The 23957-nt window shown below is 71.1% G+C and carries 16 protein-coding genes and 2 pseudogenes; 10 read left to right on the top strand and 8 right to left on the bottom strand.

Going from position 1 to position 23957, the window contains the following annotated elements; translation table 11 throughout:
- Positions 1-90: 90 nt before the first annotated feature.
- Complete coding sequence (locus OG252_RS35945; protein ID WP_329341425.1) at positions 91-6975, top strand: RHS repeat-associated core domain-containing protein; 6885 nt, start codon at positions 91-93, stop codon at positions 6973-6975.
- Positions 6975-7940, top strand: coding sequence for a DUF3710 domain-containing protein (locus tag OG252_RS35940; protein ID WP_329341423.1), 966 nt, complete (start codon positions 6975-6977; stop codon positions 7938-7940). The genes OG252_RS35945 and OG252_RS35940 overlap by 1 nt, the downstream gene beginning before the upstream one ends.
- A 141-nt stretch (positions 7941-8081) precedes the next feature.
- Here the strand turns inward: OG252_RS35940 and OG252_RS35935 are convergent.
- Positions 8082-8311, bottom strand: a pseudogene (locus tag OG252_RS35935) (hypothetical protein); the annotation flags it as partial.
- A 76-nt stretch (positions 8312-8387) separates the two neighbouring features.
- On the opposite strand from OG252_RS35935, the pseudogene OG252_RS35930 reads away from it, so the two are divergent.
- The 3 genes and pseudogenes from OG252_RS35930 to OG252_RS35920 all read left to right on the top strand — a co-directional run.
- Positions 8388-8514 (top strand): annotated as a pseudogene (locus OG252_RS35930) (IS5/IS1182 family transposase); the annotation flags it as partial.
- A gap of 78 nt (positions 8515-8592) precedes the next feature.
- Positions 8593-9618 (top strand): ATP-binding cassette domain-containing protein, encoded by a 1026-nt coding sequence (locus OG252_RS35925; protein WP_329341421.1) that lies wholly within the window; start codon positions 8593-8595, stop codon positions 9616-9618.
- Positions 9615-10436: an ABC transporter permease gene (locus OG252_RS35920; RefSeq protein WP_329341419.1), complete on the top strand. Its 822-nt coding sequence runs from the start codon at positions 9615-9617 to the stop codon at positions 10434-10436. The genes OG252_RS35925 and OG252_RS35920 overlap by 4 nt, the downstream gene beginning before the upstream one ends.
- 29 nt (positions 10437-10465) lie before the next feature.
- Here the strand turns inward: OG252_RS35920 and OG252_RS35915 are convergent, their stop codons facing one another.
- The gene (locus OG252_RS35915) at positions 10466-13843 is read right to left on the bottom strand and encodes an AfsR/SARP family transcriptional regulator (RefSeq protein ID WP_329341417.1); all 3378 of its coding nucleotides are present in this window, start codon (positions 13841-13843) and stop codon (positions 10466-10468) included.
- 202 nt (positions 13844-14045) lie between these two features.
- Between OG252_RS35915 and OG252_RS35910 the strand changes: the two genes are divergently transcribed.
- Entirely contained in the window at positions 14046-14846 is an 801-nt protein-coding gene (locus tag OG252_RS35910; protein ID WP_329341415.1) for a site-2 protease family protein, read from the top strand.
- Here the strand turns inward: OG252_RS35910 and OG252_RS35905 are convergent.
- Positions 14836-15018, bottom strand: a complete 183-nt coding sequence (locus OG252_RS35905; protein ID WP_266440495.1) for a hypothetical protein — start codon at positions 15016-15018, stop codon at positions 14836-14838. The genes OG252_RS35910 and OG252_RS35905 overlap by 11 nt on opposite strands.
- Positions 15019-15090: 72 nt before the next feature.
- Complete coding sequence (npdG, locus tag OG252_RS35900) at positions 15091-15795, bottom strand: NADPH-dependent F420 reductase (RefSeq protein WP_266440492.1); 705 nt, start codon at positions 15793-15795, stop codon at positions 15091-15093.
- Between the two features lie 201 nt (positions 15796-15996).
- On the opposite strand from npdG, the gene OG252_RS35895 reads away from it, so the two are divergent.
- On the top strand, positions 15997-16602 hold the full coding sequence (locus OG252_RS35895) for a hypothetical protein (RefSeq protein ID WP_266440489.1): 606 nt from the start codon (positions 15997-15999) through the stop codon (positions 16600-16602).
- A gap of 73 nt (positions 16603-16675) precedes the next feature.
- On the top strand, positions 16676-18013 hold the full coding sequence (locus tag OG252_RS35890) for an MFS transporter (protein ID WP_329341412.1): 1338 nt from the start codon (positions 16676-16678) through the stop codon (positions 18011-18013).
- Positions 18014-18017: 4 nt separating this feature from the next.
- On the opposite strand, the gene OG252_RS35885 is transcribed toward OG252_RS35890, so the two are convergent.
- Positions 18018-18248 (bottom strand): hypothetical protein, encoded by a 231-nt coding sequence (locus OG252_RS35885; RefSeq protein ID WP_053754372.1) that lies wholly within the window; start codon positions 18246-18248, stop codon positions 18018-18020.
- 58 nt (positions 18249-18306) lie between these two features.
- On the opposite strand from OG252_RS35885, the gene map reads away from it, so the two are divergent.
- On the top strand, positions 18307-19164 hold the full coding sequence (map, locus tag OG252_RS35880; protein WP_266440484.1) for a type I methionyl aminopeptidase: 858 nt from the start codon (positions 18307-18309) through the stop codon (positions 19162-19164).
- 167 nt (positions 19165-19331) lie between these two features.
- A complete protein-coding gene (locus tag OG252_RS35875; protein WP_266440481.1) occupies positions 19332-19979 on the top strand; it encodes a biliverdin-producing heme oxygenase in 648 nt (215 codons plus the stop codon).
- A 94-nt stretch (positions 19980-20073) separates the two neighbouring features.
- On the opposite strand, the gene OG252_RS35870 is transcribed toward OG252_RS35875, so the two are convergent.
- The 3 genes from OG252_RS35870 to OG252_RS35860 all read right to left on the bottom strand — a co-directional run bounded on the left by OG252_RS35870 (position 20074) and on the right by OG252_RS35860 (position 23839).
- Positions 20074-20718 (bottom strand): PhzF family phenazine biosynthesis protein, encoded by a 645-nt coding sequence (locus OG252_RS35870; RefSeq protein WP_266440478.1) that lies wholly within the window; start codon positions 20716-20718, stop codon positions 20074-20076.
- Positions 20719-20798: 80 nt separating this feature from the next.
- Positions 20799-22295: an HtaA domain-containing protein gene (locus OG252_RS35865; RefSeq protein WP_329341405.1), complete on the bottom strand. Its 1497-nt coding sequence runs from the start codon at positions 22293-22295 to the stop codon at positions 20799-20801.
- A gap of 74 nt (positions 22296-22369) precedes the next feature.
- Positions 22370-23839 (bottom strand): HtaA domain-containing protein, encoded by a 1470-nt coding sequence (locus OG252_RS35860; RefSeq protein ID WP_329341404.1) that lies wholly within the window; start codon positions 23837-23839, stop codon positions 22370-22372.
- Between the last annotated feature and the right edge of the window lie 118 nt (positions 23840-23957).

Below are 23957 nucleotides of genomic sequence, written 5' to 3'. Positions count from 1 at the left end.
CAGCTGTGCTGGAATTGGGGGGCCGGAGTGCGCCGGAATTCACGTTGGCGGATCTATAGAAAATGCATGCGGATGCGCAGGGCGCCGGCTGTGTGGATCGTCGCAATCAGTGCGCTCGGGCTCCTCGTCGGGCTCCTTTCGCCGTCGGACGCATTCGCGTCCGGACACCGCGCGGACTACCTCGTCAAGGCGGAGAAGGAACGACCGGTGCCCGTGTCGCCGGTCAGGGGCAGGACCGCGAAGGTACCGAAGATGGCCCGCTGGAGCGCCGCCCAGGCACACCGGACCTGGCCCGCGGCGGGCGCGGCCGACGTGGCGGTGCCCGCGCACGGCGCCGCCGCCGAACAGGCCGACGGTGTCCCGGTGACCGTCGCCGCGGCCAAGGGTGGGCGCCGGGCGAAGGCCGGCACCCGGGTGCATGTGTCACTGCCCGGACAGACGACCGCTCAGAAGCTCGACGTACGCGGCGTGGTCTTCACCGTGCGGCCGGACCAGGCCACCTCGGGTACCGCCCAAGTCGGCCTGGACTACTCGGCCTTCAGGGACGCCTACGGCGGTGACTGGGCCGGGCGGCTGCGCCTGGTACGGCTTCCGGCCTGCGCGCTGACCACCCCGAAGTCCGCCGCTTGCCGCCGGCAGACCCCGCTGGCCTCGACCAACGACGCCAGGACCCGGACGGTCTCGGCCGAGGTCGTCCTCCCCGCCCGGACCGACGCGCAACCGGCCGCCACCGCCGAGCCGTTGGTGCTCGCGGCGGAGGCGACCACAGCGGGTGGCGGCGGAAGCTACGCAGCCACGTCCCTGGCCTCCTCGGGCCAGTGGTCGGCAGGCGGTTCGAGCGGCGCGTTCAGCTACTCGTACCCCCTCTCCGTGCCCGACGTACCCGGCAGCCTGACGCCGAACGTGTCCTTGGACTACAGCTCGCAGAACGTGGACGGGCGCACGTCCTCGACAAACGCGCAGTCCTCCTGGATCGGTGACGGCTGGGACTACTCGCCCGGCTTCGTCGAGCGCAGCTACGCCTCCTGCGCCGACGACACGGCGAACGGCACCCCGAAGACATCCGACGAGTGCTGGTCCGACGCCGTCGACACGCTCACCCTGTCGCTGAACGGCTCGTCCAACACGCTCGTCCACGACGACACCACCGGCACCTGGCACCCGCAGGGCGACAACGGCGAGAAGATCGAGGTCCGAACCGACACGGTCAACGGCGACAACGACAACGAGTACTTCGTCGTCACCACCGCCGACGGCACTCAGTACTACTTCGGCCGGAACCGGCTGCCCGGCTGGGCGTCGGGCAACGCGGCCACCAACTCGGTGTTCACCACGCCCGTGTACGGCAACGACACGGGCGAGCCGTGCCACGCGGCCACCTTCGCCGACTCCTGGTGCCGGCAGGGATACCGGTGGAACCTCGACTACACGGTCGACCCGCACGGCAACGCCATCAGTTACTGGTACACGCCCGAGACCGGGTACTACGGCCTGGACAACTCCACCACGCCCACCGCGTACACCCGCGGCGGCTACCTCTCCAAGATCCAGTACGGGCAGCTGGCGGGCAGGGTCTACGACAGCACCGCCCCGGCCGCCGCCCAGGTGTTCTTCGACACCTCCGAGCGCTGCCTGGCCGACTCCGGCTTCGACTGCGCCACGTCGAACATGACCACGGCGAACGCCTCGCATTGGCCGGACGTCCCCGTCGACCAGGTCTGCGCCTCCTCGGGCACCTGCAACAACCACGGCCCGGCCTTCTTCACCACCAAGCGCCTGACGACCGTCCGTACCCAGGTCCTGGTCGGCACCGCCTACCAGGACGTCGACGCCTGGACGCTGAGTCACACCTTCCCGTCGACCGGGGACACCACCACGCCGTCGCTGTGGCTGAGCCAGATCGTGCGCACCGGCAAGGACGGCGGCAGCCTGGACATGCCGCCGGTGACGTTCGCCGGCCAGGCGCTGGCCAACCGCGTGGATGGCCTGGACGGCTACCAGCCGATCACCCGCTACCGCCTCACCACGGTCACCACCGAGTCCGGCGAAGTGATCACCGTCAATTACACCGGCCCTCAGTGCCACCGCGCCGGCACCCAGGTGCTGCCGACGAGCGAGGACAACAACACCTACCGCTGTTATCCGCAGTACTGGACACCGCCGGGCCAGACGTCACCCCAGCTGGACTGGTTCAACAAGTTCGTCGTCAACTCCGTCACCGCACAGGATTCGACGGGCGGCGGGCTCCCCGTCCAAACCTCGTACAAGTACGTCGGCGATCCCGCGTGGCACTACAACGACGACCCGCTGACCCAGGCCAAGTACCGCACCTGGAACCAGTGGCGCGGCTACGGCACGGTCGAGACCCGTACCGGTACGTCCCCCGAGAAGATCACGCTGTCGAGGCAGACGTTCTTCCGCGGCATGGACGGCGACAAGACCTCCTCCGGCACCCGCAGCGTCACCCTCAACGACACCGCCGCCGACGATGCGCAGAAGGACTCCGACTGGCTGGCCGGCCAGACCTTCGAGGCCCAGTCCTTCAACGGTGACGGCGGCGCCCTCCTGTCCGACGGCATCACCGACCCGTGGAGTTCGGCGGCGACCGCCACGCAGTCCCGTACGAAGGCGGGCCTGGACCCGCTGCTCGCGCACCGCACCAACATCAAGCGGACCCGAACCGTCACCACCAAGGCGGACGGCACCCAGCGCACCACCGAAACCGACTACACCCTCGACGACGCCACCGGTCTGCCCAAGTCCGTGGACGACCGGGGCGACGTCTCGACGTCCGCCGACGACAAGTGCACCCGTACCTGGTACGACACGGACGCCGCCGGCGATCTGCTGCCGATCCCGCGCCGGGTCCAGGAGGTCGCCGTCTCCTGCTCGGTCACCCCGGCCTACCCGCAGGACCTGCTCAGCGACGACCTGACGTTCTTCGACAACTCCACGGACAACACCGCGACGCCCACCAAGGGCGATGTGACGATGGTGCAGAAGACCGACTCGGTGGCCGCCGACGGCACCCCGCACTACATCACCGCGCTGAAGAACACGTACGACTCCTACGGCCGCGAACTCACCGAGACGGATGCCGACGGTCGCGTCACGACCACGGCCTACACGCCCACGACCGGTGCCTCCCCGACGGCCATCGCCGTCACCGCGCCGAAGGTGACCGGCCAGACCGCCGGTTTCACGACCACGACCACCCTCGACCCGGCCCGCGGCCTGGACCTCAGGACCACGGACGCGGCCGGATACTCCACGACCAGCTCCTACGATCCGCTGGGCCGCCTGACCGCGGTGTGGAGCCCTGGTTTCTCCACCGCCAACAACCCCAACACCAAGTACGCCTACAACCTCTCGCAGTCGGTGCCGTCGACGGTCACGACCCAGAGCCTCGACGACGACAACGCCTACCGCGCCTCCACCTCGATCTACGACGCGATGCTGCGTCCACGTGAGACGCAGACGGCCACGGTGGACGGCGGCCGGGTCATCACCGACACGGTCTACGACTCGCACGGCTGGGTGGTCAGCGCCTCCGACGCGTACTACAACACCGGCGCCCCGTCCGGCACTCTGGTCGACGCGGCCGACAACCAGACCCCGTCCCAGACCGGCACCGTCTACGACGGCGCGGGCCGGGTGACGGCGTCGATCGCCTACCACTTCGCGTCCGAGACCTGGCGTACCACCACCGCGTACCCCGGCTCCGACCGCGTCGATGTGACCCCGCCCGCCGGCGCCACGCCCGCCACCACGTACACCGACGCGCGCGGCCAGACGGTCAAACTGCTGCGTTACCACGGCAGCACACCCACCGGAACCGCGGACACCGCCACGTACACCTACGACGCGGCGGGCAACCAGACCGGACAGGACGACGGCCAGGGACACACCTGGTTCAGCCACTACGACCTGCTCGGGCGTCGCACCTCCCAGACCGACCCGGACACCGGTCACTCCAGTTCGACGTACGACAACGCCGGCCAGGTGCTGTCCACCACCGACGCCCGCGGCAAGACCATCAGCTACCAGTACGACGAAATGGGGCGCAAGAAGGCCCAGTACGACACCACGGGCGGCGCCACACCGTCCACCGGCAACGAGCTGGCCGCCTGGACGTACGACACGCTGAAGAAGGGCAAGCCCACCTCCTCCACCCGCTATGCGGGTGGGACCGCCGGCTCCGCCTACACCGAGAAGGTGGCGGGCTACGACAGCCACGGCTGGCCGCAGGCCACCCAGCTCGTGATCCCGGCGGCCGAGGGCGCGCTGCAGGGGACGTACACCACCCAGAACCGCTACAACCTCACCGGCACGCTCTCCTCGTACACGGACGCCGTACCGACCACGGTGAAGCTGCCGCAGGAGACGGTCGGCTACACCTACGACGCCTTCGACCGCCCCACGGCTGTCGCAGGCGACACCTGGGGATACGTCCAGAAGCTCAGCTACACCGAGTTCGACGAGCCGTATCAGTTCACCTACGGCACGTCGGGCAACTTCGCCCAGCAGACGCTGAACTACGACGACCAGACCCACCGGCTGACCAACTCCACCACGGTCAGCCAGTCCGGCGCCGCGATCGCCGACAAGACCAGCTACGCCTACCAGCCGACCGGCAACGTCACGAAGATCACCGACAGCCTGGAGACGGGCACGACCGACACCCAGTGCTTCGGCTACGACTGGGCACAGCGTCTGAAGGCGGCGTGGACGGCGACCGACGACTGCGCGGCCACCCCGGCGCCCGGTGCGTCGTCCACGGTGGGCGGCCCGTCGCCGTACTGGCAGACCTGGAGCTACGACTCCACGGGCGCCCGGTCCATACAGGTGGACCACGACCCCTCGGGCAATACGTCCCACGACGCGACGTCCACCTACACGCCCGTCGCGGCCGGCCAGGGCCCGGCGCACGCGGTGGCCCAGGTGGACACGGTGACCTCGGGTGACCCGGCCTCCAATACCACCAACGCCTACACCTACGACGAGGACGGCAACGTCCTGACGCGCACCACTCGGGCGGGTACCGACAGCTTCACGTACGACGACGAGGGCAACCTGTCCGAGCTCGCCTCGACGGGTACCAGCGGCGACACGAAGTACCTCTACGACGCCGACGGCGGCCTGCTGCTCCGCCGCAGCCCCGACGCCACCACCCTCTACACCGGCGACGAGGAGGTCACCCTCAAGACGGGCGCCGCGAGCGCCGACGGCGTGCGCTACATCTCCCTCGCCGGCCAGACCGTGGCCAGCCACTCCTCCGACGGCACGTTCACCTACCTCATCCCCGACCGGCAGGGCACCGGCACCCTGGCGATCGACTCCCAGACCCAGCAGGTCACCCGCCGCCAGTACAAGCCCTTCGGCGAGGCGCGCGACCAGTCCGGAACGTGGATCGGGCAACGCGGCTTCGTCGGCGGCGCCCAGGACGACAACACGGGCCTGACCAACCTCGGCGCCCGTGAGTACGACCCGTCCATAGGCCGCTTCCTCAGTCCCGACCCGCTGCTCGACCCGGGTGCCCCGCAGTCCTGGAACGCCTACGACTACGCCGACGACACCCCGGTCACCGGCTCCGACCCCAGCGGCGCCTGCGCGGACATCGACTGCCCGACCCGTAACTGCCCGAGCTGCCTCAACCGCACGCCCATCGACACCAACCCCAACTCACCGGCGCTGCACGACTACCCAGGCTCGGGCAGCACGCCCACCAACACCAAGGCCTACGCCAAGCAGTACAAGGCCGACGTCAGCAACTCCGCGTCCAACGCACAGTCGGAACAGCGTGCACTCGAACGCCAGAAGGCAACAGCGGACGCATCCGCCGCCGCGGCGAAGAGACAGGCTTCAGGCTTCAAACACCGCCTGCTGAGTCTGGTAGCGGACGTCCTCGGCCTGACCGACGCCTACAACTGCTTCACCAAGGGCGACGTGATGGGCTGCGTCAACACGGCCCTGACGGCTGTCCCTTGGGGCAAGGTCTTCAAGGCGATCAAGGTCGGCGTCGAGGCGTTCAAGGTCTGGCGCGCGCTGGACCGGGCCTATACGGCGGTCAAGGACGCGGAAGAGGCCGCGAAGGTCGCCGAGGACGCGGTGGCCGCCGAACGTGCGGTCGTGGACGCGGCGAATGCGGAGAGCGCGGGCGCGGACGCGGTCAGCTGCGCGGTCCACAGCTTCGCACCCGGCACCCCGGTCCGCCTGGCCGACGGCTCCTCGAAACCGATCAGCAAGGTCAAGGCCGGCGACACAGTCCTGGCCACCGATCCGCAGACCGGCGTCACAGCCCCGGAGAAGATCCAGAACGTCATCGTCACCACGACGGACAAGGACTTCACGACCCTGACCCTGGACACGTCCCCGGTCCGCGGCCCACCCCAGCATTCACGACGTCACTCCTCCCCTGAGCAGACCCTCACCACCACCTGGCACCACCCCTTCTGGGACGCCACCCACCACCGCTGGACCGACGCCCACTACCTCACCGCGGGCACCGAACTCCGCACCACGGACGGCACGACCGTCACGGTGACGGGCGTCCGCAACTTCCACCAGCACGGGATCACCTACGACCTCACCGTCGGCACCCTGCACACGTACTACGTGCTGGCAGGTGGCACCCCCCTGCTGGTCCACAATTGCCCCACGGGTGGGGCGGCCGATCTCCCGGACTTCAGCCCCAACGGCATTCCCCGGCATCAACCAGGCTCGGCGGCCAGCCGGTCGGGCGAGTCCTCGGCCGAGTCCGAGGCCGCGTCCGAGGAGGGCCAGGCACGGGCGGAGTTCAAGACCGGCGTGGTCGAGGAGACGTCCAGCCTCGCGCAGCAGGTCGGCGATCACGTCGGGGGTGGCACGCCGGTGTCGGACCCGGTCACCGCGGTGGCCGTGACCATTACTGTCGGGATCGACGCGCTCAAGAAGGGGCTGGCGCGCAGGGCTCGAAGGGCGGCTGAGGGCGACTGATGAACAGGATCAGGGCGGGTGCCAAGCAGATCGTCGAACAGTACGGCCGGGACGGGACACTGTCCGAGGACAGCCTCGCCCTGGCCGAGTTCGGGGTCTGGGACCGGACAACCCCCGGAATGCTTCTGCTGGCGACCGGCTATCTCGCCGCTCTTGAGGATCCCGCCCTGGTCGAGCGGACTCGGGAGTCCGGCAACGAAGTGCTGGCCATGATCCTGAAGGACGACGATCCTTTGGGAGCACTGGCTCTGACCGACGCCGGTGTGGAGTTGGGCTGGGATCAATGGATGGCCTGGATCTGGACGTTCTGGCAAAGCCGAGGCATGTCGCCCGGCGCGCTCGACGAGTTGCTCGAGCAGGCCGAGGAAGCGTGGACGGAGACAGCCGACTCCGGTGACGCGACCCGACCACGCGTCCGCGATGGTGAATGCGGCCCTTGGGACGCGTTCGAGACTCAGGTGCCCGCGGATACGGAGCGGATCGACTACGGCGTAATGAGGATCCCGCGCCTCGAAGGTGCCGAGACGCGGCCCCTGTACGCCGGTGAGCGCATCGTCGGTGTGATCGTGCTGTTCGGCGGGCACGCCTTCTCTCTCCAGGCCTACCGGGCACGCCGGGGACCGGTGTGGGACACGGTACGACCCAAGATCATCAAGGGCGTGCGGGACGAGGGCGGTAGCGCGGAAGACGCCAAGAGCAGCTTCGGCTCCGAGGTCCGTGCCCAGATCCCTGTCGTGAGGGACGGGCACCAAGTGCTTCAGCCGACCCGGATCGTCGGATGCGACGGGCCGGGATGGCTGCTGCGTGGGGCCTATGGGGGGCCGACAGCCCTGGCGGACGTGGTGGACCCGCGGGCCCATCAGCTCTTCACCCAGACGGTGGTTGACCTGTCGGAGGGGGAGGGCTACGCGGACCCGACCGCGGAGATCACAGCACTGGAGATCCGCTGGCCGGCCACGGACTGACCCGACCGGGTCGCGTGTTCTGATGCGCCGGTTCTACGGCCCGCAGGCTGGCCGCGAAGAACTCGTCATACGGCAACTCAACGGAACGCATCCTCCAGCGGCAGAAAGCAGGAGCTGACGTGGTAGTCATTCGTGCTCTCACGCCCACACCAGGTCGAAGGGAAGCGCGTCCAGTGCCGGGCCGTGATTCGGGGTGAGCCACACACGCAGCGGTTTCACCGGCTTGTTCGGCAGCCCTCACTCTGTCAGCCGACGCCGCTCGGCGGTCTCCCAGCGCGATGTCGGCAGCCCGTGCGTCTCGTATCCCTCGGGACGTCGATGTGGCTTCGCGGCATACGGATTCAGCGGTCGCCCACATCCACCAACAGCACTGGACGCACCAGCCCACCCCCATGATCCTTGCCCGCACGGTACGGCCGATGAAAAGACCGCCCATCGAGATGCCGGATAGCCCCGTTCACCGGCCTGGGACCCCGTCAATTCGGCAAGTTGATCACCGCGCACCGGCGCGAGGGGGGCAGATCCTAGACGCAGGGGCCGGCCGTGGAGCCTGCCGCTGGAGGACCGAGTGCTGCACGAGTGCCGGTGCCCTGTAAGTGGCTGTCGGCGGACTGTCGGTCGTTTGTCGGTGGGGACTGACAAGGTCGTCCCCATGACGCGAATCGACAAGAACCCCAGTGGCGCCGGCAGCGCCGTGACCGTGCGGGGGCTGGTCAAGCACTACGGCGAGACCAAGGCGCTGGACGGGGTCGACCTGGATGTGCGGGAGGGCACCGTGATGGGGGTGCTCGGGCCGAACGGGGCCGGGAAGACCACGCTCGTGCGGATCCTGTCCACCCTGATCCAGCCCGACGCCGGACTGGCCACCGTCGTCGGCTACGACGTCGTCCGGCAGCCCCGGCAGCTGCGCCGGGTGATCGGACTGACCGGGCAGTACGCCTCCGTGGACGAGAAGCTCCCCGGCTGGGAGAACCTGTACATGATCGGCAGGCTCCTGGACCTGCCCCGCAAGGACGCCCGCGCGCGGGCCGACGAACTGCTGGAGCGGTTCTCGCTCACCGAGGCGGCCAAGCGTCCGGCGGCGACGTACTCGGGCGGCATGCGGCGGCGGCTGGACCTCGCCGCGTCGCTGATCGGACACCCGGCCGTGCTCTACCTGGACGAACCGACGACCGGTCTGGACCCGCGTACCCGCAACGAGGTGTGGGACGAGGTGAAGCGGATGGTCGGCGACGGCGTCACCGTCCTGCTCACCACCCAGTACATGGAGGAGGCCGAGCAGCTCGCCTCGGAGCTGACGGTCGTCGACCGCGGCAAGGTGATCGCGAACGGCGCGATCGAGGAGCTGAAGGCGAAGGTCGGCGGCCGTACCCTGCGCATCCGCCCGCTCGACCCGCTGCAGCTGCGGCCGCTCGCCGCCTACCTCGACGAGCTGGGCATCACCGGCCTCGCGTCCACCACCGTGGACACCGAACGCGGTACCGCCCTCGTCCCGATCCTCAGCGACGAGCAGCTGACCGCCGTGGTCGGCGCGGTCACCGCGCGCGGCATCACGCTCTCCTCCATCACCACCGAACTGCCCAGCCTGGACGAGGTGTTCCTGTCCCTCACCGGCCACCGCGCCAGTGCCCCGCAGGACGCCACGCCCGCCGACGACCGCCAGGAGGTCGCCGTATGAGCGCCACCGCACTCGCCCCGACCGACCTCAGGGCGGACGCCCGGATCCCGCTGCGCGGCCATCTGCGCCACACCGGTGCGCTGGTCCGCCGCAACCTGCTGTGGATCCGCCAGGACCCGGAGTCGATGTTCGACGCCATCCTGTTCCCGGTCATCTTCACGCTGCTGTTCGTGTACGTCTTCGGCGGGTCCATCGGGCAGTCGCTCGGCGGCGGGCAGGAGGCGTACGTGCAGTACGTCGTGCCGGGCCTGATGGCCATGATGGGCATGAACATGGCCCAGGGGGTCGGCACCGGCTTCAACCAGGACTTCAACACCGGTGTCATGGACCGCTTCCGGTCCCTGCCGATCGGGCGCGGCTCGGTGCTGTTCGCCAAGATCGCGGTGGAGCTGCTGCGGATGCTGTTCGCGACCGTGGTCCTGATGATCGTCGGCGTGCTGGTGGGCTTCGACATCACCAACTGGACCGGTCTGCTCGCCGCCGTGGGGCTGTCCGCCGTCTTCGGCTCGGCCCTGATGTGGGTGTTCCTCACCCTCGGCGTGGTGATGAAGAACGCGCAGTCCGTGCAGGCCATGGGCTTCCTGGTGCTGATGCCGCTGCAGTTCGGCTCGTCGATCTTCGCGCCGACCCAGTCGATGCCGGGCTGGCTGCAGAACTTCACCGACTACAACCCGCTGTCCGCGCTCGCGGACGCCGCGCGCGGGCTGATGGTGGGCGGTCCGGCCGCGCACGACGTGTGGCTGACCCTCGCCTGGTCGGCGGCCATCACCGCGGTGATGGCGCCGGTCGCCATCCACAAGTTCCGGACCAAGGCCTGACCCGGCGCCCGCAGCACGACGGGTGCGCGTCAGACCAGGGCGGCGGCCTCCGCGAAGGAGAGGCCGCCGCCCTCGGCGTACGCCGCCTGGTACGTCTGGTCGTCGAGCACGGCGCGGGTCCGCTGCTCGGCCCGGTCGCGGATCTCGCGCTCCATGGCCGGCATGACGTGGCGGGGCGGCAGCAGGGTCTCGGCGGCGCCGATGCAGCGGGCGGCGTCACGGGCGCGGTGTCCGCCGTCGAGACCGGCGAGGGCCGTCGCGGCGGTGACCAGGTAGGAGGAGCGCATCGACGGCGCGATGGCCATGACCAGCGGGTCCTCGGCCTGCTCCAGCGCCCGCCGGATCTTGGCCAGGGCCTCCTCGTGCCGGTCGTCCAGGGCGTCCAGCCAGGCCTCCGCCCCGAGGATGTAGGTGTCGAAGGCCACGAACACCGCGAGCTTGAACTCCTCGCGCAGCAGCCGGAGTTGCTCACGCGCCTCGGGGATCCGGTCGGTCATCCCGAGCCGGCCGGCGAGGAAGAGCCGGGCGGCCGGCATCGCCTCGTTGCCCGAGCCCTCCTTGCTGTCGATCACCTCGCGCAGCAGGCGCTCGCCGCGCTCGCCCTCGCCGGCCTCGATCAGTGCGCCGCCCAGCCGGGCGGAGAGCACCGCCGTCTGGGCGCGGGCGCCGAGCCGCTCCGCCTGCGCGATCGCCGCCTCGAAGTCGGCGGCGGCGAGCCGGTACTCGCCGCTGCGTTCCCGGGCCTCGCCGCGGGCGGAGAGCGCCTCGGCGGTGCCCCAGAGGTCGCCCAGGCGCCGGTAGATCTCCAGCGCCTCGTCGGCGTCGCGGGTCGCGTCGCCCGCCCAGTCGGTGCGGTTGGCGAGGAGGTTGGCGCGCATGTGCAGACTGGCGGCGAGCTCCCACTCGTGGTCCGGCGCGTCGCGGCAGGTACGGACATTGGCGTCGATCACCTCGCGCACCCGGTCCATGTCGCCGGTGAGCATGATGGCGAAGAACCAGAGGGAGCCGGGGCTGCGGCAGGTCTGCGGCATGCCGGGCCGGTAGGTCCGGGCGATCATCCGCAGCTTCTCCTGCGCCTGCGGGGTCTGCCAGGCGTCCATCTCCATGTCCATGCAGGCGAGGTGGACGAGGTGAACACCGCGCCGGGCCTCCTGGAGGACCTCACCGGTCCACGGGAGCGGCACCTGCGTGCACGGCTCCCACAGCGGGGCGGCGGGGCGGACGGGCGCCGCGAACGGGTCGGGGCCGAGGGCCTGCACGTCGCGCGACCAGTTGCGGGCGGCCAGGCGCAGGTCGCGCATCTGCCAGTACCAGCACATGGACAGGACCAGACACAGCGCCTCCTGCTCGTCGCCCGCCGCGACGGCGTGCGTCAGGGCGACGCGGATGTTCTCGCCCTCGCGCTCCAGCCGGTCGATGGCCACGCGTTGGCCGGCGCCTCGTAGCAACGGGTCGGTGGTGCGGGCGAGTTCGCGGTAGTACGTCAGATGCGCGCGCTCGGCCTCCTGGCGGGCGCCGGCCTCGTCGAGCCGTTCGCCCGCGTACTCGGCGACGGTCTCCAGGAGCCGGTAGCGCATCCCCTCGTCGCCCGAAGGGGCGGCCACGACAAGGGACTTGTCGACGAGCGAGCCGAGTGCGTCGAAGGCGGCGGGCCCGCACACGGCCTCGGCGGCGGCGAGGTCGCAGCCGCCGGCGAAGACGGACAGCCGTCGCAGTACGTCCCGTTCGCCCTCGTCGAGCAGTTCCCAGGACCAGTCGACGACCGCCCTGAGTGTCTGCTGGCGGGGCAGGACCGTACGGCTGCCGGAGGTGAGCAGCCGGAAGCGGTCGTCTAGCCGGTCGGCGATCTGACGTGGGGTCAGCAGGCGCAGCCGGGCGGCGGCCAGCTCGATGGCCAGCGGCAGACCGTCCAGCCGTCGGCAGATCTCGGCGCAGGACTCGGGGTCGTCCTCGATCCGGAAGCCGGGCCGGGCCGCGGCCCCGCGCTCGGCGAGCAGCCTGAGCGCGACGGGCTCCGGCAACGGCTCCACGGGCCGCAGCAACTCCCCCGGTACGCCGAGGGGTTCGCGGCTCGTGGCCAGCACCGTAAGTCCCGGACAGCGCTCCAGCAACTCCTCCACCAGCCGGGCGGCGGCCTCCACGACGTGCTCGCAGTTGTCGAGGATCAGCAGCATCCGGCGCCTGCCGCAGTGTTCGGAGAGCCGCTCGACGGGATCGTCGTGCCGCTCGCCCCCGGCCCGCATGGCCTCCGCCCCGGCGCCGTACAGCACGGTCTCCCGCGCCCCCACGGCGGTCAGCACGGCCTCCGGTACGGCCTGCGGGTCGTCCACCGGCGCGAGCTCGGCCAGCCACACCCCGTCCCGCGCCGACTCTCCCACCGCCTCCGCGGCCTCCTGCGAGAGCCGCGTCTTCCCGGCTCCACCGGGCCCGAGCAGGGTGACGAGCCGGGCGACGGCGAGATCCTCCCGAATGGCATCGATGTCGGCCTCCCGGCCGACGAAGGAGGTGAGGCGGGCGTGGAGGTTGCCCGGGGGCGGGGGTACGGGGGTGGCAGGGGGCCCGCCCGGGGTGTGGGCGCCGCCCCCGGCGCCTCTGTCAGCCGCGCGGGACGGCCCGGTCGCCCGCACGCCGTAGCCCGGCGCACGCCCACGCGCAGGCGCAGGCGCGCTGGAGCCGTCCGGCCGCAGCAACTCCCCGTACAACGCCCTCAGTTCCGGGCCAGGGTCCGCCCCGAGCCGCTCCGCAAGCAACTGTCGTACGGCCTCGTAGGCGGCCAGCGCCTCCGCCATGCGGCCGGCGTCGCGCAGGGCGCGCAGGCGCAGGGCCTGGAGGGGCTCGTCCAGGGGGTGGGTGTCGCACAGGGCGGTGAGTTCGGGCAGGGACTGTTCGGCGTGGCCGAGGGCGAGGGCGGCGGTGTGGCGGGCGCGCAGGACGTCGAGGCGGCGGGTCTGCCGGCGGGCCGCCTCGGCGGTGCGGTCGGGCAGGTCGGCGAGGGCGGGCCCGCGCCACAGGCCGAGGGCGTCGTCGAGGACGACGACCGCCTTCGCGGGGTCGCCGTCGGCCAGCGCACGGGTGCCCTCGTCGGCCAGCCGCTCGAAACGGTGCAGGTCGACGTCGTCGGGCGCGGCGGTGAGGCGGTAGCCGCCGTCCACCGAGGCGACCGCGTCCGCGCCCAGCGCCCGCCGCAGCCGCCCGACCAGCGCCTGCAGCGCGCCCGTCGCATCGGCGGGCGGGTCGCCGTCCCCCCACACCTCCTCGACCAGAAGCCCCGCGGGCACGGTCCGTCCGGCCCGCAGCGCCAGCACGGTCAGCAACGCACGCAGCCGCGCCCCGCCTACGGGGACGGTCGTGCCGTCGGGGCGGAGTACCTGGGTGGTGCCGAGGATGCGGTAGCGCACGGGGTCCATTGTCTCCGGTGGCGTCGGGGCCGGTCACGGGGTTCCGGCGGTGCGGTGCGGCGCGCGGGCCGACGGGCTCCGGCCCGGCGAGTTCCGGGCCGGACGAGTTCCCTACCTTCCATGGAACCCCTGGGGGACCGCGAGACGTTTTCCCCGTGCGCCCGGTACCGTCGGGCAGTCCCACCGCGTGCACGAGAGTCCAGGGAGCCCCATGACCACCGCCACCACCCGCCACAGTGAACGGCGGATCAGTCCCGTCTTCCTCGGGATCCTCGCTGTGACGGCGGTGACCGGCTGGGCCACCTGGACCGGGTTCGCCGAGCAGCCGGGGTTCTCGGTGTTCCTGTTCGTGACGGCCGCGTGGATCGTCTCGCTGTGCCTGCACGAGTACGCGCACGCGCGCACCGCTCTGCACAGCGGCGACATCTCGGTCGGCGCGAAGGGCTATCTCACGCTGAACCCGCTGAAGTACACGCACGCCCTGCTGAGCATCGTGCTCCCCGTGATCTTCGTGATCATGGGCGGGATCGGTCTGCCCGGCGGTGCCGTGTTCATCGAGCGCGGGCGGATCCAGGGGCGGTGGCGGCACAGTCTGATCTCGGCGGCCGGTCCGCTGACGAACGTCCTGTTCGCGATCGTCTGCACGGCCCCGTTCTGGCTGGACGCCCTGGACGGAGTGCCGGCCGACTTCCGCCTGGCCCTCGCCTTCCTCGCCCTGCTCCAGGTCAGCGCCGCGATCCTGAACTTCCTGCCGGTCCCGGGTCTGGACGGCTACGGCGTCATCGAGCCCTGGCTGTCGTACAACATCAAGCGCCAGGTGGAGCCCTTCGCGCCCTTCGGCCTGCTGTTCGTGTTCGCGCTGCTGTGGCTGCCGGCGGTCAACGGCGTGTTCTTCGACGTGGTCGACTCGGTCCTGAAGAGCCTCGGGATCCATGAGTTCGAGACGTACTGCGGTCAGGAGCTGTACCGCTTCTGGCAGGGCACGAACGAGTTCTGCCAGGTCAGCCAGTGACGGACGACTTGCGGACCTTCTCGCGCTTCACGTAGTACCAGCACATGTTGGACGACAGGCCCGCGAGCAGCACCCAGATGATCCCCAGAAAGTCGCCCTGGACGAAGGAGACGACCGCCGCGGCCACGGCGAGGAGGCAGACGACGAGGGCGTAGAGGGCGAGGCGGGGCATCGGGCGATTCTCCTGTCGGGGGACACTGCACTGCTTGCTGTACGGCTTCGCCGAACAGTGTCCCCCATCCGCTCACACGTCGGTGATACGGAGTCCCGCGTGCGCCTTGTAGCGGCGGTTCACGGAGATCAGGTTGGCGACCAGCGACTCGACCTGATGGGCGTTGCGCAGGCGCCCGGAGAAGATGCCGCGCATGCCGGGGATGCGGCCGGCCAGCGCCTGGACGATCTCCACGTCCTCGCGTACCTCGCCGAGGACCATCACGTCGGTGTCGATCTCCTGGACCTCCGGGTCCTGGAGGAGGACCGCCGAGAGGTGGTGGAAGGCGGCCGTCACCCGCGAGTCCGGCAGCAGCGCGGCGGCCTGCTCGGCGGCGCTGCCCTCCTCCGGCTTCAGCGCGTACGCGCCCTTCTTGTCGAAGCCGAGCGGGTTGACGCAGTCCACGACGAGCTTGCCCGCCAGTTCCTCGCGCAGCGACTCCAGGGTCTTGCCGTGCCCCTCCCACGGCACGGCGACGATCACGATGTCGCTGCGCCGGGCCGTCTCCGCGTTGTCGGCACCCTCGACGCCGTGCCCGAGCTCCTCGGCGGCGGCCTGGGCACGGTCCGCGGCGCGCGAGCCGATGATCACCTTCTGCCCGGCCCTGGCGAGCCGGTAGGCGAGGCCCTTGCCCTGCGGGCCGGTGCCCCCGAGCACGCCGACGACCAGCCCGGAGACGTCGGGCAGGTCCCAGGGGTCCTTGGCAGGGGCCTTCTGTGCACTGTCGGTAGAGGTCATGGGCCGACTTTACGTCCGCCTTGCCCACGGTGAGGGGCCGGGTGAGCCGCGTCACGGGTTGATGCCGCCGCTCACGAGGGAGCGAGGCCGGCCACCGTGGGTGCCCGCCCGCCGGGCAGCCGCCCTGCCCGTTGCCCAAGTTGGGCGAATTCGGGCCGAACCGCTGCCTGTGAGGCACCGGTTGAGGCAGGATGCGGTCACATGGATGCCGTACGGGTCGCATTGCTGCGCGAAGTGCTCGCCGGAACCGAGTGGTTGGGGGCGACGCGCCGGTTCGCGGGGGCGCTGCGGGGGTCCGTGGTGTCGTACGGCGGCGGACTGCTGCTCGTCGGCACGGCGGAGTACGAGCCATGGCATCTCGCGGCCCACCTGGTGGACGAGGCCGCGTGGTCGGGGACGCCGGAGCTCGCCCCGACCCTCGTACGGCACGACGCGCGCCCGTCCGACCCCGCGCATCTGTCGGTCGGGCCGGGTCGGTTGGCCGCCGCGCGGCGCGGCGAGACGCTGCTGGTCGTCTCGCCGCAGGGACCGGGCGCTCCGCTGCTGGAGCGGGTGCACGATGCCCGGCGGGCCGGGGCGACGGTGCTGGCGCTGGGCGACGGCGGGGCCGAACTCACGGCGATGGCCCACGAGTCGCTGACCGTGCCGGACGGGGCGGAACTGGACCTGGACAGCGTGCAGCACCTGGTCAGCGCGGCGGCCGGCGAGAACGCGCTGCCGTCTCCGTCACGGGGGCGCCGGCGTTTCCGGGACTGGCTGTCCAGGCTGGCGGACGAACTGACGGCACCGCCCCCGGCCCGCTGGTGACCTTCCCGTCCACCCACCCGCGCCCGTGAAAAGCAGTTGCCCGGCATCACCCCGCACCCGACCATGACGCCTCATGACGGACGACGCCGCCGAGCTCCCCACGCCCCGCTCCCCCGCCGACGCCCCGCCCTCCGGCCTTCGCGCCCTCCTCCCCGATCTCGCCCCCTGGCGGACCTCCCGTGACTTCCGGCGGCTGTGGTACTCGGGGCTGATCTCGAACTTCGGGAGTTTCCTCACCTTCGTCGCGCTGCCGGTGCAGGTGAAGGAGCTGACCGGGTCGGCCGCGGCGGTGGGGGCCATCGGGGCCGTGGAGCTGGTGCCGCTGGTGGTGTTCGGGCTGTACAGCGGGGCGCTCGCGGACGCGTGGGACAAGCGGAAGCTGATCATGTGGACGGAGGCCGGGCAGGGGCTGCTCAGCGCGGTGCTGCTGGTGAACGCCCTGCTGCCGGGCCCGGCCCTCTGGCCGCTGTACGTCGTCGCCGCCCTCTCCTCCGCCCTCGTCTCCGTGCAGCGGCCCGCGCTCGACTCACTGTGGCCGCGGATCGTGGCCCATGAGCACCTGACGGCGGCGGGCTCCCTGAACGCCCTGCGCTGGACGGTCGGCGGGGTCGCGGGCCCGGCGCTGGCGGGTGTGGTGGTCGCCTACGCGGGTCTGGGCTGGGCGTACGGCGCCGACCTCGTCACCTTCGTCGTCTCCGTGGCCCTGGTGGTCCGTATCGCCGCCTCCCCCGCCTCCCACGAGGCGGCGAAGCCGTCGCTGAAGGCCATCGCCGAGGGCGCCCGGTACGCCTGGAACCGCAAGGAGCTCCTCGGCACCTACGCCGTCGATCTCGCCGCGATGTTCCTGGCGATGCCGCTGGCCGTGCTGCCGTTCCTCGCGGACGAGCTGGACGCCGAGTGGTCGCTGGGGCTGATGTACGCCACTGTCCCGGCCGGAGCGATGCTGGTGAGTCTGACGAGCGGCTGGACCTCGCGGATCCGGCGGCACGGGCGGATGGTGGTGCTGGCGGCCGCGTTGTGGGGCCTGGCCGTCGCGGGTGCCGGGCTCGTCGGCGACGTATGGCTGGTGCTGCTGTTCCTGACCCTGGCCGGCTGCGCCGACATGGTCAGCGGCATCTTCCGCGGGGCCATGTGGAACCAGACGATCCCGGACGAGCTGCGCGGGCGGCTCGCCGGGATCGAGCTGCTGTCGTACTCGGTCGGACCGACGGTGGGTCAGATGCGGTCCGGTGGTTTCGCGGCCTGGCTGGGGGTGCGGACCTCGGTCTGGTCGGGCGGGCTGCTGTGCGTGGGTGCGGTGGGGCTGCTGGCGCTGTGCCTGCCGAAGCTGATGACGTACGACGTGCGGACGAACGAGCACGCGGTGCGGCTGCGCGAACAGCGCGCGGCAGCCGCACCCGTCGAAGCCTGACCGGTCAGTCGTCGTCCCGGCCCGCCGCCGGGGCGTCGTGCCACTTCGGGTCGTTCTCCCACTCGAGGTTGCGCTCGCGGGCCGTCGCCATCGCGTGTTCGGCCTCCTTGCGGGTGGCGTACGGGCCGAACCGGTCCTTGGCGGGGCACTCCGGCCCCTCCTCGACCTTCTTGTGCTGCAGGCAGTAGTACCACTCGCCCGGTTTGCCGACCGTCCGCTTCTTGAACAGGGCCATGACCAGCTCCTCTCGCCACCGACATGTTCCCCCATCGCCGCTGGATAGACTCTTCGGCATGTCTGGCCAGTCGCTGCTCGTCCCAGGGGAGCTGTCCCCCATCCGTTCCGTGCCCGGAAACATCCGGCGCCCCGAGTACGTCGGCAAGCCCGCGCCGACGCCGTACACCGGGCCGGAGGTGCAGACTCCCGAGACGATCGAGGCGATGCGGGTCGCCGGCCGGATCGCCGCTCGGGCGATGGCGGAGGCCGCGAAGCTGATCGCGCCGGGTGTCACCACCGACGAGCTGGACAAGGTGGCGCACGACTACATGTGCGACCACGGCGCCTACCCGTCGACGCTGGGCTACCGCGGCTTCCCCAAGTCCCTGTGCACGTCCGTCAACGAGGTCATCTGCCACGGCATCCCGGACTCGACGGTCCTCAAGGACGGCGACATCGTCAACCTGGACGTGACGGCGTACATCGGCGGGGTGCACGGCGACAACAACGCCACCTACCTGGTCGGGGACGTCGACGAGGAGTCGCGGCTGCTGGTGGAGCGGACCCGGGAGTCCCTCGAACGCGCGATCAAGGCGGTCAGGCCGGGCCGGCAGATCAACATCATCGGGCGGGTCATCGAGTCGTACGCGAAGAGGTTCGGGTACGGGGTGGTGCGGGACTTCACCGGCCACGGGATCAACTCCTCGTTCCACTCCGGACTGATCATCCCGCACTACGACAGCCCGCACGCGACGACCGTGATCCAGCCCGGGATGACGTTCACGATCGAGCCGATGCTGACGCTGGGGACCCACGAGTACGACATGTGGGACGACGGGTGGACGGTCGTGACGAAGGACCGGAAGCGGACGGCCCAGTTCGAGCACACGCTGGTGGTGACGGGGACGGGAGCGGAGATTCTGACCCTGCCGTAGCACCCACCGCCCCGCCGCGGCGCCCCACCGCCTCAGCCCGCCCTCCCCGAAGGGCGGGCTTTTCGTTGTCCGGGGTAGGTTTTTACCGACAGGCTGTCGGAAAGGTTACCGACAGAGGGTCGATAAAGCATTGACTTAGGTAAGCCTAACCATAGAAAATCGGGCCCATGGACTCCTTCTCCACAGTCATCCGCACCGCCTCCCACGAGCAGCACATGGAGGCGGAGACCTCGACGTTCATGAGCGACCTGCTCGGCGGCAGGCTCGGCGTCGACGCGTACGCGCGCTACACCGAGCAGCTCTGGTTCGTGTACGAGGCACTGGAGGGCGGGGCCGAGAAGCTGGCGTCGGACCCGGTGGCCGGGCCGTTCATCCAGCCCGAGCTGTTCCGGCTGCCCGCGCTGGAGCGGGACCTGGCGCATCTGCGCGGCCCGGACTGGCGTGCCCGGGTGTCCGCGCTGCCGGCTACCCGGACGTACGTGGAGCGGGTTCGCGAGTGCGCCGAGCAGTGGCCGGCCGGGTACGTCGCCCACCACTACACGCGCTACCTCGGCGACCTGTCCGGAGGCCAGATCATCCGCGACAAGGCGGAGAAGACCTGGGGCTTCGAGAAGAAGGGCGACGGGGTCCGCTTCTACGTGTTCGAGGAGATCGGCAACCCGGCGGCGTTCAAGCGGGGGTACCGGGAGCTGCTGGACGCGGTGCGTGCGGATGATCTGGAGAAGCAGCGGATCGTGGCGGAGTGCAAGCGGGCGTTTGCCTTGAACACGGGGGTTTTCCGGGCCTTGGGTGAGGAGTTCCGCCTGTCCGCGTGAGCGCTGCTGGGGGCTCCGCCCCCAGACCCCCAGGCCTATGCCCACCCACCGCCCGACTCGGTTGGGCAAGAAGTGGCCCTCGAAAACGCCGCGTTCAACGCTCCAGGAACACGCGGCCGCCCACCTCCACCCAGCCCCCCGGCTGCGGAGCCGTCAGAATCTGCGAGCCCGCGCCCTGCGTGATGTTCAGGGCGCGGCCCAGCCGGTCCGTCAGCAGCAGCGCCGCCGCGCCCGTGGCCTCGTCCTCGTCGATGCCGTCGTCGCGGCCGGGGAAGGCGCGGGCGCGGACACGGCCGGCCGCCTCGTCCTCCCAGGCCCAGGCGTAGATCCACTCCCCCTTCGGCGGGACCGGCAGGTCGTCGACCTCCGCCGCCGTGGCGTACTGGCGCAGCGTGCGCGGCGGGACCCACTCCGCGAGCGCCTCGATCCAGCTGAACTCGCCGTCCAGGCGGGTGCCCACCACCCCGGCCTGCGTGACCAGTTCGGGTACGTCGAGCAGCCAGGCCGTGCCCACGCAGGGGTGGCCGGCGAAGGGCAGGCGCAGGGTGGGCGTGTAGATGTCGATGACACCGCGCTCGGGATCGTCCACGAACACGGTCTCGCTGAAGCCCAGCTTCGCGGCGAACGCCTGCCGTTCCTCCGGGTCCGGCAGCACGGAGCCCTCGCGGACGACACCGAGCTCGTTGCCGTATCCGCCGTTCGCTCCGCAGAAGACACGGAGCACGTCGTAGTCAGTCACGCGGGCATTGTGCCCTGAGTGGTGGGCCGGCGTGGTGCGGGCCCACCACCCGTCCCGGTCGGTCGAGGGGGATCCTCGTCCTACTCCGCCGTCCGCCGCCTGCGCATCGCGAACACCACGCCCGCGCCCGCCGCCACGGTCACCGCGGCCGCACCGCCCAGCGCGGCCACCGGGGTGTCGGAGCCGGTGTTGGCGAGGCCGCCGGTGACACCGCCGGTCGTGGTGCCGGTGCCGCCCGTGGGGCCGCCCGAGGTGCTGGACGAGCCGCCGGTGGAACCGGAGTTGTCGTCGTCGCCCGGCAGCTGCGCGTCGTCGGTCAGGGCCACCGACAGGTCGACCGGGTCGAGCGCGGTGCCGACCGGATAGAAGCCGCCGAAGGCCTCCGCGCCGGCCTCGGTGAGGGTGGCCTCGACGTCGTCGACGGCGATGAGGTCGTCCGACGCCGTGAGGTCGGACGTCGCCGCCTTCAGGTCGGCCAGGACCACGTCCTCGGACTTCTCGCCGAGGCTGGTGACGTCGGCGGTCAGCTCGCCGGAGCCGCCGTCCAGGATGGCCCGCACGTCGGAGAGGGTGAGGTCGAGACCGTACTCGCCGTTCTCCTCGTGACCCTTGAAGTTGACCGCTCCCTCGAAGGAGGCCGAGAGGGTGTCCGCGTCGGTGTCGTATGCGCCGGTCGCGTCGACGAACGTGAAGATCCCGTTGTCCGCGCTCTGGGTCGCGCCGCCCGACGTCGTGATGTCGCCCTGGGCGACGCCGCCCACGACGTAGGTGCGGAAGGACTCCTTGACGCCCCAGCCGAGGGTGCCGTCGGCGATCTCGCCCTTCGCCGGGGCCTGGGAGGAGGTGGCGGAGGCCGAGGGCGACGAGCTCGTCGTCCCGGACGCCGACGCCGACGGGGACGCGCTCTGCGAGGGCGACGCCGATGGCGATGCCGACTGGGACGGTGAGGCTGACGGCGACGCGCTCTCGGAGGCCGACGCCGTCGGGCTCGGCGACTCGGACGCCGTCTTCTGGACGACCGTCAGCGGGTCGCCCGCCGCGCCCTCGTAGCTCGCGCTGCCGAAGACGTCCGCGGCCTCCTTCGTCAGCTTGGTCTCCATGTCCGTCATGGCACGGGTCACGGTGACGTCGGCGAGCGGCACGTCCTGGGTGGTCGTACCGGACTTGGTGACGTCCGCGGTGACCTCGGCGGCGGCGCTGTCGAACTTCACGTCGGACAGGGTGAGGTCGAAACGGTGCACCTCGGAGACGATCCGCAGGCCGCCCTTGAAGCCGAGGTCGACCGTGTGCGCGGTCGAGTCGTACGTGCCCGTCCCCTCCGTGAAGGTGAACGCGCCGTTGTCGGCGGCCTGGCTCGCGCCGTTGGTGGCGGTGAAGCTGCCGGCCGCCATGCCGGTCACGTACGTGCGGTACGACTCCTTGATGCCCCAGGTCAACTCGTATCCGGTGAGCGGGACTTCGGCCGCGGAAGCGGTGGTCGCGCCGAGGGTCGCGAGCGCGGTGGTGCCCAGGGCCGCGGCCGTCGCCACGGCGGCGGCGAGGGCGATCGGGCGGCGTCTGCGCGGGGTGGCAGGCATGGTCGGGGGTTCTCCTTGCATTCGGTGGCAGGTCCGCCGCACCGCGAGGGCACAGACGGACGGGGTATGGGGGGTCAGTCCTCTTCGGACGGGGAGGCTTCGGACGTGGGGGCTTCGGGCGTGGGGGCCTCGGACGCAGAGGCTTCGGTGGCCGGTCGGGCGCCGCGCCTTCGGACGACGAGCACCCAGGCCGCTGCCGCCAGCAGCAGCGCGCCGGCCGTGAGGCCGATGGGCAGGGCGAGGACACCGTCGTCGTCGGACCCGCTCGCGACGGGTTCGGCCGACGGGTCCGGGGACGCCGACGTCTCGTCCGGGGTCTCGCTCGCCGTGGGGGCGCTGCCCAGGTCGGGCAGGGCGGGCAGTTCGGCGTCGCCGGTCAGGGCGACGGATAGGGACACCGGGTCCATCTCGGTGCCCGCCCGGTACATCCCGCCGAAGGCCTCGGCGCCCTCGGCGGTGAGCTTCGCGGGGGCTTCGGTGACCTTGGCGAGGCCGTCCTTCGCCGTCAGGTCCTTCGCGGTGAAGGTGACCAGCGGGACCTTCTTGGCGGTGTGGTCGGGGCTCTTCACGTCGGCGTAGAGCGTGCCCGCGCCGTCCTCGACGGTGGCGCGGACGCCGCTCAGCTTCAGGTCGAGGCCGCGCGCTCCGGTGAAGCGGACCGCTCCGTTGAAGGATGCCTGGAGGTCACCGCTCCTGAACGTGCCCTCGCCGCCGGGGAAGCGGAAGAGCGCGCCGCCGTCCTCGGCCCCGGCCGACAGGATCCACCTGCCCTCGGCGATGTCGCCGGTGACGTACTCGCGGAAGGTGCGGCGCACGCCCCAGTCGACGGCGCCGTCCTTGACGGAGTCGCCCGGAGTCTCCTTCTTCGCCGGGGACTTGGAGGCACTGGGGGTGCTCGACGGTGTGGCGGCCGCCGCCTGCACGTCCGCCGACAGGCTCACCGGGTCGAGTGCGGTGCCGGCCGTGTAGTACCCGGCGAAGGACTTCGCGCCCTGGGCGGTGAGGGTGGCGGGGAGGTTGTTGAGGACGACCGCGTCGCCGTCGCCCTTCATGTTGATCCCGCCGAGGGAGAGGGTGGCGAAGGGCACCTGAGCGGACGTCGTGACCGTCCCGGTGTCCTTCGCCTTGCCGGTGACGTCCACGTAGAGCGTTCCGGTGGAGCCGGAGACACGGACGGTGGGGCGGCTGATGGTGAGGTCGAGCTGGTAGGTGCCGGCGTCCGTCCGGTGGCCGACGAAGTGGACCCCGCCGGAGAAGGACGCGGCGAAGGTGCCGGTGCCGCCGTCGTAGGTGCCCGTCGCGGAGTGGAAGCGGAAGCTGCTTCCGCCGACGGTGGCCGCGCCGCCCGTCAGCGAGTAACTCCCCTGCGCGATGGGCCCGGTGACATAGCTCTGGAAGGACGACTTGATGCCCCAGTCGAGCCGGCCCCCCTGCACACCGCGGTCCGCGGCCCGTGCGGCGGTCGCCGGGAGCAGCGCTCCGAGGACGGCCAGGCACAGCGCGGCGACCCAGCCGTACCGGCGCGGTGGCAGGGGTGGGGACATGGTCGGCCTCCGGTCATGGTCATGATCCCGCCAGCATCCGATGATTTCTGGCCAGGCTAGGTAAGGCTAACCTAAGCTAAACCAGCCCTTCACGGGTAGGGCCCGAAACGGACACAGC

The organism is Streptomyces sp. NBC_01352, from assembly GCF_036237295.1.
Classification (GTDB): Bacteria; Actinomycetota; Actinomycetes; order Streptomycetales; family Streptomycetaceae; genus Streptomyces; species Streptomyces plumbiresistens.
This window is presented reverse-complemented; position numbering and strand designations above follow the sequence as displayed.